The 16,176-nt window shown below is 37.1% G+C and carries 17 protein-coding genes and 1 riboswitch; of the genes, 6 read left to right on the forward strand and 11 right to left on the reverse strand.

Annotated features, from left to right (window positions below; translation table 11 throughout):
- Positions 1-64: 64 nt before the first annotated feature.
- The 11 genes from BUA89_RS12670 to BUA89_RS12720 all read right to left on the reverse strand — a co-directional run bounded on the left by BUA89_RS12670 (position 65) and on the right by BUA89_RS12720 (position 8,381).
- Positions 65-841, reverse strand: a complete 777-nt coding sequence (locus BUA89_RS12670; protein WP_072958293.1) for a thiazole synthase — start codon at positions 839-841, stop codon at positions 65-67.
- Positions 841-1,452 carry a thiamine phosphate synthase gene (gene thiE / locus BUA89_RS12675; protein WP_072958297.1) on the reverse strand — a complete coding sequence of 204 codons (612 nt, stop codon included), beginning with the start codon at positions 1,450-1,452 and terminating at the stop codon, positions 841-843. The genes BUA89_RS12670 and thiE overlap by 1 nt, the downstream gene beginning before the upstream one ends.
- A gap of 3 nt (positions 1,453-1,455) precedes the next feature.
- On the reverse strand, positions 1,456-2,193 hold the full coding sequence (locus BUA89_RS12680; RefSeq protein WP_072958300.1) for a hydroxymethylpyrimidine/phosphomethylpyrimidine kinase: 738 nt from the start codon (positions 2,191-2,193) through the stop codon (positions 1,456-1,458).
- Positions 2,169-2,753: a thiamine phosphate synthase gene (locus BUA89_RS12685; protein ID WP_072958303.1), complete on the reverse strand. Its 585-nt coding sequence runs from the start codon at positions 2,751-2,753 to the stop codon at positions 2,169-2,171. Before BUA89_RS12685 ends, BUA89_RS12680 begins: the two co-directional genes overlap by 25 nt.
- Complete coding sequence (thiC, locus tag BUA89_RS12690; RefSeq protein WP_072958307.1) at positions 2,750-4,561, reverse strand: phosphomethylpyrimidine synthase ThiC; 1,812 nt, start codon at positions 4,559-4,561, stop codon at positions 2,750-2,752. The genes BUA89_RS12685 and thiC overlap by 4 nt, the downstream gene beginning before the upstream one ends.
- 21 nt (positions 4,562-4,582) lie before the next feature.
- Positions 4,583-4,789: a sulfur carrier protein ThiS gene (gene thiS, locus BUA89_RS12695; protein WP_072958624.1), complete on the reverse strand. Its 207-nt coding sequence runs from the start codon at positions 4,787-4,789 to the stop codon at positions 4,583-4,585.
- 61 nt (positions 4,790-4,850) lie between these two features.
- A riboswitch (TPP riboswitch) is annotated at positions 4,851-4,951 on the reverse strand.
- A 123-nt stretch (positions 4,952-5,074) separates the two neighbouring features.
- Complete coding sequence (locus tag BUA89_RS12700; RefSeq protein ID WP_072958310.1) at positions 5,075-5,662, reverse strand: glycoside hydrolase family 19 protein; 588 nt, start codon at positions 5,660-5,662, stop codon at positions 5,075-5,077.
- 118 nt (positions 5,663-5,780) lie between these two features.
- Positions 5,781-6,461, reverse strand: coding sequence for an RluA family pseudouridine synthase (locus BUA89_RS12705; RefSeq protein ID WP_072958313.1), 681 nt, complete (start codon positions 6,459-6,461; stop codon positions 5,781-5,783).
- Entirely contained in the window at positions 6,462-6,785 is a 324-nt protein-coding gene (locus tag BUA89_RS12710) for a hypothetical protein (RefSeq protein ID WP_072958316.1), read from the reverse strand. It abuts the gene before it with no gap.
- Positions 6,786-6,788: 3 nt separating this feature from the next.
- Positions 6,789-7,604 carry a 3-methyl-2-oxobutanoate hydroxymethyltransferase gene (panB, locus tag BUA89_RS12715; protein ID WP_072958320.1) on the reverse strand — a complete coding sequence of 272 codons (816 nt, stop codon included), beginning with the start codon at positions 7,602-7,604 and terminating at the stop codon, positions 6,789-6,791.
- 63 nt (positions 7,605-7,667) lie between these two features.
- A complete protein-coding gene (locus BUA89_RS12720; protein ID WP_072958323.1) occupies positions 7,668-8,381 on the reverse strand; it encodes a Crp/Fnr family transcriptional regulator in 714 nt (237 codons plus the stop codon).
- An 89-nt stretch (positions 8,382-8,470) separates the two neighbouring features.
- Between BUA89_RS12720 and BUA89_RS12725 the strand changes: the two genes are divergently transcribed.
- From BUA89_RS12725 to ccoG, 6 genes are all read left to right on the forward strand, one after another.
- Positions 8,471-10,846, forward strand: a complete 2,376-nt coding sequence (locus tag BUA89_RS12725) for a heavy metal translocating P-type ATPase (protein ID WP_072958627.1) — start codon at positions 8,471-8,473, stop codon at positions 10,844-10,846.
- 109 nt (positions 10,847-10,955) lie between these two features.
- Positions 10,956-11,177, forward strand: coding sequence for a cbb3-type cytochrome oxidase assembly protein CcoS (gene ccoS / locus BUA89_RS12730; protein ID WP_072958326.1), 222 nt, complete (start codon positions 10,956-10,958; stop codon positions 11,175-11,177).
- Between the two features lie 5 nt (positions 11,178-11,182).
- The gene (gene ccoN / locus BUA89_RS12735; RefSeq protein ID WP_072958329.1) at positions 11,183-13,438 is read left to right on the forward strand and encodes a cytochrome-c oxidase, cbb3-type subunit I; all 2,256 of its coding nucleotides are present in this window, start codon (positions 11,183-11,185) and stop codon (positions 13,436-13,438) included.
- Between the two features lie 21 nt (positions 13,439-13,459).
- On the forward strand, positions 13,460-13,660 hold the full coding sequence (locus BUA89_RS12740; protein ID WP_062698701.1) for a CcoQ/FixQ family Cbb3-type cytochrome c oxidase assembly chaperone: 201 nt from the start codon (positions 13,460-13,462) through the stop codon (positions 13,658-13,660).
- A 10-nt stretch (positions 13,661-13,670) separates the two neighbouring features.
- Complete coding sequence (locus BUA89_RS12745; protein WP_072958333.1) at positions 13,671-14,552, forward strand: cbb3-type cytochrome c oxidase N-terminal domain-containing protein; 882 nt, start codon at positions 13,671-13,673, stop codon at positions 14,550-14,552.
- A 99-nt stretch (positions 14,553-14,651) separates the two neighbouring features.
- Positions 14,652-16,106 (forward strand): cytochrome c oxidase accessory protein CcoG, encoded by a 1,455-nt coding sequence (gene ccoG, locus BUA89_RS12750; protein WP_072958336.1) that lies wholly within the window; start codon positions 14,652-14,654, stop codon positions 16,104-16,106.
- Positions 16,107-16,176: the final 70 nt, after the last annotated feature.

The following is a 16,176-nucleotide window of genomic DNA, read 5'->3' on the forward strand; positions in this document are numbered from 1 at the left end:
AGATTGATAGGATTGCATCCTATCCTTTATTAAATCGTCCCTTTGGACTCTTCCGTCCTGTGTATTATTCAAATAAAAAAGAAGTCAACGGACTTGAAGCTTCTGCATAATTTCCAATGGCTCCCAGTCCGGATTCAAAAGCTCTTCTTCCGGCAATAACACCTTCTTTAAAAGCCAGTGCCATATGTACAGGATTTTGCGCTACTGCAATGGCAGTATTCACCAAAACTGCATCAGCGCCCATTTCCATTGCTTTCGCTGCGTCTGAAGGAGCGCCAATTCCTGCATCTACCACGACCGGTACATTGCTTTGACTGATAATGATTTCCAAAAAGTCTAATGTTTTTAATCCTTTATTTGTTCCGATAGGTGCTCCCAAAGGCATCACCACCGCCGTTCCTGCATCTTCAAGACGTTTACATAAAACCGGATCTGCGTGAATGTAAGGCATTACGACGAATCCTAATTTTGCCAGCTCTTCCGTTGCATATAAAGTCTCTATTGGGTCGGGTAATAAGTATTTTGGATCGGGATGAATTTCCAGTTTCACCCAGTTGGTTTCCAAAGCTTCTCTTGCCAGTTGTGCTGCTAAAACCGCTTCTTTAGCCGTTCTCGCGCCTGAAGTGTTGGGTAAAAGATGAGATTTTGTCGGCTTTAAGGCATTTAAAATATCATCTTCTGAAGAATTGGCATCAATTCTTTTCAAGGCCATTGTTACAAGTTCACTTTCTGAAGCGATGATGGAATCCGTCATCTCGGAAAGGCTTCCGAATTTTCCTGTCCCTAAAAACAATCTCGATTCGAAAGTCCTGTCTGCTATTTTTAATTGTTGATTTTTCATTAGATAACTTTTTTAAATTCTTTGATAATAGAAGGTCGATCAGTAATTTGCCCTGAAACTGCAACTCCATAAATTCCAATTTGTTGCAACAAATCAATATCTTCCAATAGAACTCCGCCAATGGCAAATATTTTGGGAATTTCAATTGCTTTTTCTTTTAAACCTTTAATGATTTCCTGATAACCTTCAAATCCCAAGATCGGACTTAGTTGTTCTTTGGTCGAAGTAAACCGCAATGGTCCTAAACCGATATAATCACAAGGCTCATTTATTCTTTGAAGAACATCTGAAATTGTATTTGCTGTTCCTCCAATGATTTTATTTTTGCCTAAAATATGTCTCGCAATTTCTATGGAAGTATCTTTTAACCCCAGATGAACACCATCTGCATCCAAATCTTTCGCAATCTGAACATGGTCGTTGATAATACAAACAGTATCATTGTCTGCACATAGTTTTTTTGAAATTTCACAAAGTCTTATGAATTCGTGCTCAGGAGCATTCTTCCAACGAACCTGAATCCATTCGATTCCGTTATCAAGAGCTTTTCGTATATTCAGTTCCTGATCTTCTATGGTAAATCCCTGAGAGATGTATTGTAATTTTTCCATTTTTTAATTTGAATGAAATCCTAATAAAGTTGGATTGCTTGTTAAAAATTTTTCAATGTATAATTTTCCTTTTCTACAGGCCATTTCTAAATTTTCGCCTTTTACTAAATGACTTACAATGGCAGAAGAAAGCACGCAACCCGAACCATGTTTTGGATAAAAGCCGGAAACCACATTATTGGGTTCAATAGATATTTCTTTCCCGTTTTGAATTAAAATATCTGTTCCTATTTTATCTTCTCTATGCCCCCCTTTTACCAAGACCGAACAAGAGTTTTCTAAAAGACTCGCCCCCTTCAATACTTTGTATTCATTATAATTCGGAGTGATTAAATCAATTTGATTCACCACATTTTTCAAATCTGTAATTGTATTGATATCAAAAAAAGAAAATTCCGAAGTACTTTTTAACACAGAATCCCAAACAATTTTGGCTTCAGAATTATTATTTTTAATCGCTTTAATAATTTCGCTTAAAAAATCAGCATCTTTTACCACTCCGATTTTCACCGATTCCACATGATAATTTTTCATTAAAACATCAATTGCTGATAAAATTGTTTCTAAAGACTGCCATTCCAGACTTAGACATTGTGATTCCGTCTGAATCGTCATTGCCGTACAAACGCCTAATCCCTGAACTTTTAACTCTTCAAATGTTTTAATGTCCGCCAGTAAACCAGCCCCGCCACTTGGATCGAAACCTGCTACACTAATTACAAAGGGACGTTTTGTCTGCATTTTTTGAATACATTTAAAGGTTCATTACTTTCCCAAATTGCACCTAGTAAAGCCACTCCATCAATATCACTCTCGAAAACTTCCTGAATATTATTTTCATTAATTCCTCCCAAAGCCATCAGTTTTACATTTGAATTATTTCGCTTTTTAATATCATTTAAAATATTCGAATTTTCACCGTATCCTTTTTTAGAGATACTTGGAAAAACCGGACTGATAAAAGCATACTCCCAACTTTCATTCAATTCATTAAAGGTTTCAATTTCATGAACCGATGTTGAAATGATTTTATTTTTAAAAAATTGATGCAGTCCATTCTGCCTGTCAATTTCCCTGAAATGAAGTCTTGAAATATCAAAATCTTCAGCCAAATGATGATGACTGTGCAAAACCAGTTGATGATGAAATTCAGGATTTATCTTGTGAATAAAATCCGCAATTTCCTTTGAATTAACGAAAGGTTTCCGAATATGAAGCAAATCCAATCCCTCGAGAAATAATTCATTAATGATTTCAGATTCTTGCTGAACGAATTCTTCGGGAGTGATTACGATGATCATATATAAATTTCTTTCCCTTTTTCGATGAATTCCTGAGATTTGTCGAGCATTCCTTTTTCTGCAGATTCACGGATTTCCTGCGTAATTTTCATTGAACAGAATTTCGGTCCGCACATCGAACAGAAATGCGCAATTTTTGCTCCGTCTGCCGGAAGTGTTTCATCATGATAAGATCTTGCCGTTTCGGGATCCAAAGAAAGATTGAACTGATCTTCCCAACGGAATTCAAATCTGGCTTTACTTAAAGCATTGTCTCTGTACTGTGCTCCGGGATGGCCTTTTGCCAAATCTGCAGCATGAGCTGCTAATTTATAAGTAATAACTCCAACTTTTACGTCATCTTTATTGGGAAGTCCCAAATGTTCTTTCGGAGTTACATAACATAGCATTGCGCAGCCAAACCAGCCAATCATCGCAGCCCCGATTCCGGAAGTGATGTGATCGTAACCCGGCGCAATATCTGTTGTTAAAGGCCCTAAAGTATAAAACGGAGCTTCATCACAAACTTCCAGCTGCTTGTCCATATTTTCTTTGATCATATGCATCGGAACGTGACCGGGACCTTCGATCATGACCTGAACGTTGTGTTTCCATGCGATTTTCGTTAATTCACCTAAAGTTTCCAATTCTGCAAATTGCGCTTCGTCATTAGCATCAGCAATTGAACCCGGACGAAGACCGTCTCCTAACGAAAATGCGACATCATATTTTTTCATGATTTCACAAATCTCCTCGAAATGCGTGTACAAAAAGTTTTCTTTATGATGAAACAGACACCATTTTGCCATAATCGATCCACCTCTGGAAACAATCCCCGTCACACGTTTTGCCGTCAAATGAATATATCTCAACAAAACTCCGGCGTGAATTGTGAAATAAGAAACGCCCTGTTCAGCCTGTTCAATCAAGGTATCTTTAAAAATTCCCCAAGTTAAGTCTTCTGCAACGCCTTTTACTTTTTCCAATGCCTGATAAATTGGAACCGTCCCAATCGGAACCGGACTGTTTCTGATAATCCATTCTCTAGTTTCATGGATATTTTTTCCTGTTGATAAATCCATAATGGTATCCGCTCCCCATCGACAAGCCCAGACTGCTTTCTCAACTTCTTCCTCGATACTTGATGAAACCGCACTGTTTCCGATGTTGGCATTAATTTTAACCAAAAAGTTTCGTCCGATAATCATCGGTTCGCTTTCTGGATGATTGATATTGTTCGGAATAATTGCTCTTCCCGCTGCAATTTCGTCTCTTACAAATTCGGGAGTGATCTTATTTTTCGGAGTTTTCGCTCCAAAACTATTTCCTTGATGCTGAAAGGCCATATCTTTTGAAACAGAATCCAACTGCTCAATTCTTTGGTTTTCTCTGATGGCAATGTATTCCATTTCAGGAGTTATGATTCCCTGTTTTGCATAATATAACTGCGTAACTTCGTGTCCTTCCTTCGCAACTTTCGGTTTGTGATTATAAGAAAAACGCAATGTATCTAATTTTGAATCAGCAAGACGGGTTTTCCCGTATTCTGAGGTAATTCCATCGAGAATTTCTACGTCATTTCTGTCTAAAATCCATTGTTCACGGATTCTTGGAAGACCTTTTTCAATATTAATTTCAGAATTTTCATCCGTGTAAGGTCCTGATGTATCGTAAACGGTAACAGGAGGATTATGTTCTAAAGTACCGTTGGATAACTTGGTCGGACTTAATTCTATTTCGCGCATCGCTACACTGATCGGGTGAATTTTCCCTTCAATATAGATTTTCTTTGAGTTCGGAAACGGCGAACGGGTGATGTTATGAGCCATATAATTTTGTTTTTATAGAGATTAACCGCCTTGGGTAGCAGTGATAATTAAAATTGAATCTTTGTTCTTGAGAAATGTTTCCGCCCAGAATGACTGCGGAATAATGCGATTGTTGAGTGCCACGGCAATACCTTTTTTCTTTTCGGGTAATTCCATAGCAATGAGTGCTTCCAGATTTTCGGGAAGTACTTCAAAATTTCTTGTCGTGTGGTTGATTGTGAGTTCCATTCCTAACATTTTTTAAAAATGCACCTCAGGAATGGCCGTTATTGTACAATAGAATGTACAGCAAAAGTCATCTACTTTTCCCTACGCTAGTATGATCTAGAAATCAGGTTCAAAGGGTAAAATCTCAGCCCGTTTGTTTAACAGACACCCCTAAAGTGTGGGACGAATTTAGACATTTTTTTAGAATGGGCAAAATTTTTAATTTTAAATGATATAAAAAAGATTACCTCAAAATCGAGATAATCCTTTAAATTCAGTCAAGTTTTATTAATTGATTTGTATTGATTACAGAAAATAATGCAATCCGGCTTTGTAACGATTCAGCCTGTCCGGTAAACCGTTGTAACCGCCATTGATCATTTTTGTGATTTTTTTGAACACCACCAAATTATTTCCGGTATCGATACTTTTGGTGATATCAATCTGGTCTGCCAAGGCATTCAGTTTCCTGCTGTTCCAGAACCAGCCTGCGCTTTCGGCTGCGTTTTTTAATTGAATATCATTACATTTTGTGACGTTTTTCCCGCCCAGAAATGAAGGATTTACGGTAAAGTCCGTTCCTAAGGCAAGAGAAACCGATTTATAATTCGCTCTTCCCGTAATCTGGATCAGGCCTCTCCCTTTAAATCTTACGCCATCCCCTTTTTGAGTATTTCCTAAGTCTGCTCTATTTTCATACGCACTTCCGCTCGCCAATTCTTCGGTATAAAAAAGACCGCCGCTTTCGTGACCGACCTGTGCTAAAAAATTCAACATTCTTGAAGGAGTATTAATAGAAAACTTATCACATGTTGCTACAACATATGGTAAAAATTTTGAAGCATACGTCGATTTGGAACATGTTGCTTCTTTCAGTTGTCCAAGTGTAAGCATGGTTATTGCTCTTTAAAATTGATAGTGTAAAGCTATTTTTAAAAAACAAATACCGATACGGGGAAATTACTATTTTATGTTAAGTATTTTTACGGAATTTAATTTAGAATTCAAAAAACTAATCTTCACAAGCCCTCCAAACCACATCATTTTGTGGAACCGGAGCAATAATTTCAATATTTTCTTTAGTTACCGGATGAATAAATTCCAGCTTTCTGGCGTGAAGACTGATCCCGCCGTCTGAATTAGACCGTGGTGCGCCGTATTTTAAATCTCCTTTAATCGGAACTCCGGTTTTTGATAATTGTGCTCTGATCTGGTGATGTCTTCCTGTTTCAAGATCAATTTCCAGCAAAAGATAATTATCCAGCGATTTAATCACGTTATATGTAAGAATGGCTTCTTTCGCTCCATCCGTTGCTTTAGGGAAAACAATGGCTTTATTATTTTTTTCGTTTTTCTTTAAATAATGAACCAGTCTTTGCGTCTTTGGAATCATTTCCTTGGCTACAACAGCCCAGTATGTTTTTTTAACTTCACGGTTTTTCACCATCTGAGTTAAACGCGACAATGCCTTGGAAGTTTTAGCATAGATCACCAAACCCGAAGTAGGTCTGTCGATACGATGAACCAAACCGAGAAAAACATTTCCCGGCTTGTCATCTCTTTTTTTTATAAAATCTTTGATTAATTCCAGTAAAGAATCGTCGCCGGTTTTGTCGCCCTGAACGAGCTGTCCGACTTTTTTATTAATGACCAAAAGATGGTTGTCTTCATAAACAATCTGCTCCTCCATAATTTACTGTCGGTAAGTAGGTCTGTTTGAAAATGAAAGGATGATTCCTGCGAGAAGTCCTAACGTTTTTATCCCTGAAATTTTCCATTCCGGTGGAAAAAATGCACCGATAATGCAAAGTCCGGCAGCAGCATACATTCCATAGACAAAATTTTTATTTGTAAGAAAAGGTGCCTGAAGAAAAAAGCTGATCCCGATCAGAATATAAAATACTTTTTTCGATAATAAATTATTGATTTCCGGAGAAAAGAAATTGAACCATCCCGCCGCAAGACAAAGCAGTGCAACAATGGATAAAATCCCCTGAATAGACTGTTGGTTTCTCATGAATTAATAACTTTCATTTTCGGTAGGAAACTCCTGACCTTTTACATCTTTCACGTATTGAGCAACTGCTCCTGTGATTTCCGTATACAGATCAAGATATCTTCTTAAAAATTTCGGACTGAAACCTTTGTTCATTCCTACCATATCGTGGTACACCAAAACCTGTCCGTCACAATGAGGACCCGCGCCAATTCCGATGGTTGGGATTGAAATTGATTCCGTTACTTTTTTAGCCAAATCTGCCGGAATTTTCTCCAAAACCACAGAGAAACATCCTAATTCTTCTAATAATTGAGCATCAGCGATTAATTTTTCCGCCTCCGCTTCTTCTTTAGCTCTTACTTTATAGGTTCCGAATTTGTAAATAGACTGAGGTGTTAATCCCAAATGTCCCATTACAGGAATTCCCGCGTTGATAATTTTTTTAATAGATTTTGAAATTTCTTTTCCTCCTTCAATTTTTACCGCATGAGCACCTCCTTCTTTCATCATTCTTACCGCAGATTCCAGTGCTTTTTCAGGATTACTCTGGTATGTTCCGAAAGGAAGATCGGCAACGACCAAAGCTCTGTCAGTTCCTCTGATCACACTCTGAGAATGGTAAATCATCTGATCCAATGTAATTGGCAACGTAGTTTCAAAACCTGCCATTACATTCGCTGCAGAATCACCTATCAAAACCGCATCAATTCCTCCCGCATCCACCATTTTCGCTGTGGTAAAATCGTATGCCGTAAGCATCGTAATTTTTTCCTTGTCGAATTTCATTTTTCGCAAGGTTTCAGTCGTAACTTTTTTAATTTCAGAATGAACAGACATAATGTATCTATTTTAAAAGTTAAAAAGTCGGCATTGAGCCGACTTAAAGTTTTTGTATGATTTTTATAAAACTACGTGACCTAGTTTCATTAATTTGTCGTGATTGAGAATTTTGATATTTCTTCCGTCTACTTCGATGAGATTGTCTCCTTTAAATTCAGAAATCAAACGGATTGCACTTTCAGTAGCGGTTCCGATGATATTCGCAATTTCTTCCCTTGTTAAAGAAATTTTGATGAATCCTTCCGGATCTACTCCCAATTTTTGTTCTAAAAGCAGTAAAATTTCCGCTAATCTTTCTCTTACCGTTTTTTGAGCAAGGAAGGTAATAGTGTTGGAAGATTCTCCCAATTCGTAAGAAATTTTCTGCAGCATTACAAACGAAAGCTGTGGATCTACTTCAAGCAGATACATGAACACTTCTGCGGGTAAAAAAGTAGCCTCAATGTCCGTCATCGCTTCAGCCTTTGCCTGGAAATTTTCCCCGCAAAGCAAAGAACGATAACCGATGATATCACCTTCTTTAATAAATCTTAAGATCTGATCTTTCCCGAAAGCTCCCGATTTTGACAGCTTGGCTGCCCCTTTCTCTAAAACAAACACCCCTTTCGGCGTCTCTCCGTCCTCGAAAATGGTATCGTGTTTCTGAAAACTCAGTTTCTTTTTTGCATTAATGTATTTCTCAAAATCAGCACTGGAAAGTCTTTCCTTAAATGATTTATCATTAAAAACTCTTGCGAACCTCTCCTCGATTGCAATTTGTTGTTCCTGCGACATTTTATATGACATTTATCACAAAAATAGAACTTTTTAACTCCATAAACAAAAAAAATTGTTATAATTTTGTAGTTCAATAATTTATGGAGGTGAGCGAGAACTGTTTTCATTGTGGTCAAGGTATCGAAAAGGAAAGAATTTCATTCGACGAAAGGATTTTCTGTTGCAACGGTTGCAAGTCGGTCTACGAAATTCTAAATACCAATAATTTAAGTAATTTTTACGAATTAAATAAAAGAGCGGGAATCCGCCCTGATGAAAGCTCATCCCAATTTGAATATCTTGATACGCAGGAAATTTTCGACAAAGTAACAGATTTTTCGGAAGGAGACACAAGTTTAGTTACATTTAAAATCCCTGTAATCCACTGTTCTTCTTGTATTTGGCTATTAGAAAGTCTTCAAACTTTAAATAAAAATATTAAATATTCTCAGGTTAACTTTACCAGGAAGACCTTACAGATTTCATTCAATCATAATGATTTAAAATTAAGCGAATTAGCTATATTTTTAACCAACTTGGGATACAAACCTGTTATAAGTCTTGAAACGGCGGATAAAAACGTTGAACATCTCGACAAATCCTTGCTTGTAAAATTTGCTATTGCCGCTTTTGCCTTCGGTAACGGAATGTTCCTTGCATTCCCTGAATATATTGGTGGTGAAGATTACTGGATGGAGCATTATAAAGGTCTTTTCAGAGCTTTGATGTGCTTTTTGGCGATTCCGGTTGTCGTTTACTCTGCATCAGATTATTATAAATCAGCCTGGTATGGTTTGAAGAATAAGATTGTCAATATTGATGTTCCTATCGTTTTGGGAATTATTGTTCTTTTCGGTCGAAGTTTATATGAAGTTGCCACGGATTACGGACCGGGATATTTTGATACGCTTTGCGGATTATTATTCTTTATGCTTTTGGGTAAAATTTTCCAGAAAAGAACGTACAATGCGCTTTCTTACGACAGAGATTATAAATCATTTTATCCGATTGCGGTAACTAAGGTTGATTTTGAGGGAAAACAAAACAATATTTTACTTTCTGAGATTAAAATCGGAGACAGGATTCTGGTTCGAAATCAGGAAATCATTCCTGTTGATGCGATTCTGATTAACGGTGAAGGAAATATCGACAACAGTTTCATTACCGGAGAAAGTGCAACCATCAGCAAGCAGCCGGGCGATAAAATTTTCGCGGGCGGAAAACAGATCGGATCTTCTTTGGAACTGGAAGTAATTAAAGATGTCGATCAAAGTTATTTGACACAGCTCTGGAATAAAGAAGCCTTCAAGAAACATGAAACAGGACTTGACACACTGACGAATAACATCAGTAAATATTTTACATTCATTATTTTAGGTATTGCCTTAATTTCCGGAATTTACTGGGCAACCATTGATTTGGAGAAAATGTTCCAGGTGATTTCTGCTATTTTGATTATTGCCTGCCCGTGTGCTCTTGCGTTATCTGCGCCATTTACTTTCGGACACATTATGAGAATCTTAGGCCGGAATAAGTTTTATGTAAAAGATACTTTGACGATCGAAAAAATTGCAAAACTGGATACTATTGTTTTTGATAAAACAGGAACCATTACGCACAGAAAAAAATCAAATATAAAATTTGAAGGAACTGAAATTAAAGAATTTGATCTACTGAATATCAAATCGTTATTAAAAAATTCGAACCACCCGCTTTCTAAGTCATTATACGAATTTATTGAAGTGAATGATGATTACTTCCCGGTTGAAAATTTCGTTGAGATTTCAGGGAAAGGATACGAGGCGAGCGTAAGAGGAAATGTTTACAAAATCGGTTCTGCACGCTACAATAATCAGGAATCTAAAAATCTTGAAACAGCGGTTTATATCAGTAAAAATGATGAGTTTTTAGGGAAATTTATTTTTAAAAATGAGTATCGTGAGAATCTTAAAAACTTATTCAAAAAACTTACAAATTACAAAATTTTCATATTAAGCGGCGACAATTCTTCAGAGGAAAATCAGCTGAAAGAACTGATCCCGAATTATCAGGGAATGGCATTCAACCAAAATCCTGAGGATAAGCTGAATTATATTCAAAAACTTCAGCATGAGAACCTGAAAGTGGCTATGCTTGGTGATGGACTTAATGATGCCGGAGCCCTGAAACAAAGTAATGTAGGTATTGCCATTGCGGATGACTCCAACAGCTTTACCCCCTCATCAGACGTTATTATGAATGGTGAAAAGGTTGTTACCCTAGACAACTATCTGAACGTTTGCAAAGGTTCTATTACGATTGTGAAAATGACATTTATAATTAGTTTTCTTTACAATGTTGTCGGTTTAAGTTACGCCGTTACAGGACACATGCATCCTCTTTTCGCTGCGTTGATTATGCCTGCAAGTTCCATTACAGTAGTTTCATTCACTACACTTTCTACCTGGATACTGGGGAGAAAATATTTCAAAAAACAGGCTTAAAACGCCTTATTTAGACTGATTTTAAATTAGCCAAAACCCGTATTTCGTGATGAATGTCATTATTTTTCATTAAATTTGAACCCCGAAAATAGGTTAATTTTGTTGTCCAATGGATATTCTATATTTAATGATCCTATGCAGCGTTTCTTTAGCTGCTGTTTTTCTGGTAGTTTTTATTATCTACGCCAGAAAAGGACAGTTTGAGGACGATGAGTCTCCGGCTGTGCGAATACTTTTCGATTCCGACGAGATCAAGGAAAATGAAAGCGGCAACAAAGATGGCAAGAATGAAAAAGGAGAAAATAATAAAATTGAAGAAAAAAGTGAATAGTTGATATGGAAACACAAAAGTTTAGTTACGACAACAGTATTGTCCGGGCATTCCTGTATGCGACCGTAGGATTCGGGATCATCGGGTTTTTGTTTGGGCTTACGGCGGCATTAATGCTTTTCTATCCGGAACTTCCAGAATTCTTTTTTGGAACGGATGATACTACCATCAATAGTTTAGGCGGTAGTATACAAGGCTTAGTAAACACACATGGTGCATTTGGATTCGGAAGAATCAGAATGTTGCACACCTCCACTGTAATCTTTGCATTCGTATGTAATATCGTGTATGTAGGGGTTTATTACTCGCTACAGCGTTTATTGAAAACAAGAATGTACAGTGATACATTGTCTTGGATCCACTTCTGGACTTGGCAGATCATGATTATAGTGACTTACATTACATTCTTTATGGGAATTAACACTTCTAAGGAATATGCGGAGCACGAATGGCCAATCGATATTTTAATCGCATTCTCATGGATTATCTTCGGGGCTAATATGTTCTTAACAATTGCAAAAAGAAGAGTAAGACACTTATATGTAGCCATATGGTTCTACATCGGTACTTGGATCGCAGTAGCTATGCTTCATATCTTTAATAACTTGGAGGTTCCTTTATCATTCTCAGGATGGAAATCTTATTCAGCTTATGCAGGGGTAAAAGATGCTATCGTACAATGGTGGTATGGCCATAATGCGGTTGCATTTATCTTAACAACTCCGGTTTTAGGTTTAATGTATTACTTTTTACCAAAAGCTGCAGACAGACCTGTATTCTCGTATAAATTGTCTATTATTCACTTCTGGTCATTAATCTTCGTATATATCTGGGCGGGTCCTCACCACCTTCAGTATACTGCTTTACCGGCTTGGGCTCAGGCGGTAGGTACAGGTTTCTCTATCATGCTTATTGCACCATCTTGGGGAGGTATGCTAAACGGGCTTCTTACCTTAAGAGGGGCTTGGGATAAAGTAAGAGAAAACCCTATTTTGAAATTCTTCGTAGTCGCTGTAACTTGTTATGGTATGGCAACTTTCGAAGGACCACTTTTGGCAACCAAAAACATTAATAAAATCGGTCACTTTACAGACTGGGTTATTGGTCACGTACACTTAGGTGCATTAGGATGGAATGGTTTCATGGCATTCGGTGTGATCTATTATTTGATCCCGATCTTGTGGAGAACGAAATTATATTCTACAAAATTAGCTAACTGGCATTTCTGGTTAGGAACTTTAGGTATCATTTTCTATGCGGTACCAATGTATATTTCAGGTTTTACTCAGGGGTTAATGTGGAAGCAGTTCAACCCGGACGGAACTTTAGTTTGGAAAAACTGGCTGGATACAGTAACAGCTATTATTCCTTACTTTAAAATGAGATTCTTAGGAGGATTGTTCTATCTTTCAGGAGCATTATTAATGGTAGTAAACTTAATTGCTACTGTAAGAAAAGGATCATTCCAGAAAGATGTGCCTGCAGAAGCGCCTGCTTTAGCAAACATCAGCGGAAAACGTAAAGAAGGAGAAGGAACTCACCTTTGGTTAGAAAGAACTCCTGTATTGTTAGGTATTTTATCTTTATTAACCATCTCAATCGGTAGTATGGTGGAAATTATCCCAACTCTATCTCTTAAGAAAAGTGTACCTACCATTTCGGCAGTAAAACCATATTCTCCACTAGAATTAGAAGGTAGAGATATCTATATCAGAGAAGGATGTAACGCTTGCCACTCCCAGATGGTAAGACCGTTCAGAGATGAGATCGTAAGATTCAACGGTAAAAACGGACAATACTCTAAGGCTGGAGAATTCGTATATGACAGGCCATTCTTATGGGGTTCTAAGAGAACAGGTCCGGATTTACAGAGAGAAGGTGGTAAAAACCCAAGTTCTTGGCATTACAAACACATGTATAACCCAAGATCTACATCTGCAGGTTCTATCATGCCTCGTTATCCATGGTTAATTGCGAACAATCTTGACAGATCTAAAATGGTTGACAAGATTAAGTTTATGAAGAGTACTTATGATGTTCCTTATACAAGAGCTGAGATCGATTCTGCAAACTCTTGGGCAGATAACCAGGCTAAGAAAATTGTAAGAGATATCTTCTCTGAAGCAGCTGACTTGAAAACGGCTTATGCTAAGAGACAGGGAGAATTGGAGAAAAAAGAAATTGTAGCTCTTATCTCTTATCTGCAAAGATTAGGAACAGATATTAAAACAACAGAAATTAAAACAGCAAGTAATAACTAAACATTAAAAGGTTCACCTCTCATGATACCTCAAAATTTTAAAGACATATTATCCAATACTGAGAATGCTGGTTTCTACCAAACTCTGGCTCTGATTTTCTTTTTGCTGTTTTTCGTTGCTTTGGTAATCTACGTTTTTAGCAGGCCTAAAAAATATTACAAAGAAGAGGAAGAAGCACCTTTGGGGGACGATGAAGATGATGATTTTAATTTAAAAAATTAAACAACTTATTATGAAACAAAGAACACCGGTTGTTGTAAACATTTTAATAATAATTGGACTTTTAATAGTTTTTTATTATCTGTTTGTACAAAGCTATGCTTTCTTAGGATCACCTTACTTCTGGGGAACTGTTGTAATTGCTGGTATCTTGGCCTACATCCACAGTGCTATCGGAGATCTTATTGAAAACAATAAATTCAAAAAGTTATCTGCAGAAGAAAAGGCTGCTTATTTGGCAGAAAAGAAAATTCCTTTCCTAAAAAGAATGTACGATGCTGCATTCAAGAAGCAATCTGCTGCAGAAGAAAAAGACATCCTTATCGACCATGGTTTCGATGGAATTATGGAGTTGGATAACCAATTACCAAAATGGTGGGTAGGCTTATTCTATTTTGGGACTGCTTTTTGTATTGTGTATATATGTGCATACTCTTTCACTAATTTTGCTCACCCGCTTAGCGAATACGAGCAGGAATATAAAGAGCAATTGGCAAGTATCGCTGAATATGAGAAGTCTCAGCCTCCTGTAACGATTGAAACAGCGAAATATTCAGCTGATAATATCGCAGAAGGTAAAGAATTATTTAAAACCAACTGTGCATCTTGTCATAAAGAAGACGGTAGTGGTGGTATCGGTCCGAACTTGACAGATAACTACTGGATCAACCAGCCGGAAAAAACGTTATTCAAAAACGTATTCCACATGGACTGGAATGGTTCACCAAACAACCCTACCATGAGAGCATTTGGTAAAAACGGAGAAGTTTCCGGTGCCGAAATCGAAAAGATTGCAGCGTATGTATACCACATCAACCAGGAAATGCCTCCTGTAACACCTGCCCAAGGTGGAGCTGCTCCTCAGGGAACTGAAGCTCATTGGGAAAAAGAATAATTTTAAACAGAAATTAGAAAGTATATGAGAAAACATAATTTGTTATTAGATTAAAAATAGTAACGAATTATGTTTTTCTTTTTTTAAAAACATTACAACATGTCAGAAATAGAAGAAATAGAAGTACGTGGCGGACAGGGACAAGTTCTGGACCCTGAGACTTATAGAGATTCTATAGGGACAATGGAGCAATCCGGAAAGAGAAAATGGGTATTTCCGAGAAAGCCTAAAGGAAAATTTACCAACTATAGAAACATTGTAAGTTATATCTTATTAATTGTTTATTTTGTGGTACCATTCCTGAAAATCAATGGTAATCCGTTCTTTTTATTTAATGTTATTGATAGAGAGTTTTTCATAGTCGGACAGCCTTTCTATCCTCAGGATTTTTTCATCCTCACCTTAGGTGCTATCGCCTCTTTAATATTTATCATCATTTTTACAATTGCGTTCGGAAGAATTTTCTGCGGGTGGATATGTCCTCAGACAATTTTTATGGAATCTGTCTTTCGTAAGATTGAATATCTCATTGAAGGTGACAGAAACAAGCAGATGAAGCTGGACAAACAGGAATGGAACAGTGAAAAAATCTGGAAGCGAGGTCTGAAATGGACGGTTTATATCATTATCTCTTTAATTATCACTCATTTTATGCTGATGTATATTGTGGGATATAAAGAAATATTCAGAATTATCTCGGAAGGACCTTTTGCACATCCTTCCAACTTCATCATTATGATTCTTTTTACTTCCGCATTTTACTTCGTATTTGCGTGGTTCAGAGAGCAGGTTTGTACTTTGGTATGTCCATACGGAAGATTGCAGGGGGTTTTAATTGATAAAGATACGATCAACGTTTTCTACGATTTTAAAAGAGGTGAAAACAGATCCAAATGGAGAAAGGGTGAAGACAGAAAAGCAGCCGGAAAAGGTGACTGTATCGACTGTCATCAGTGCGTTGTGGTTTGCCCTACCGGAATTGATATCAGAGACGGACAGCAGCTGGAATGTGTAAACTGTACAGCATGTATTGATGCCTGCGATGAAGTGATGGAAAAAGTAGGTTTACCGAAAGGATTAATCCGTTATGCTTCAGAAAACGAAATCGAGAAGCAGACCGAGTTTAAGTTTACCGGAAGAATGAAAGGCTTTGCCATAGTGCTCGTTGCATTGGTTGGGTTCCTCAGTTTCCTGCTTTATAACCGTGGAGAAATGGAAGCAAAATTCATTAAGCCAGCCGGAAGTACTTTCTTTGTGAGGGACGGAAAAATTACAAATACCTACAATTACACTTTTTTAAATAAGACCAACGAGAAAAAGATTGTAACCATTAAGGTAATCGAACCTAAGCATGGAGAAGTAATCTACAGCGCATCCAGCAAAATCCCTGTGGAAAGAGATAAAATTACCAAAGGAACCATTAATATTAGCTTCCCGGAAAATGAAATGAACCTTTCCAAACAGAATATCACCATAGGAGTATATGATATGAAAGGAAAATTAGTAGATTCTTATCAAACGTATTTCGAAGGGCCATTTAAATTACAATTTTAAATCTAAAGATCTGCATCATTCAATAATAGGAGTGATGTAGGTTTTTATATACAAAGACAATAAAATCAGA

Source organism: Chryseobacterium arachidis (assembly GCF_900129245.1).
Lineage (GTDB): Bacteria > Bacteroidota > Bacteroidia > Flavobacteriales > Weeksellaceae > Chryseobacterium > Chryseobacterium arachidis.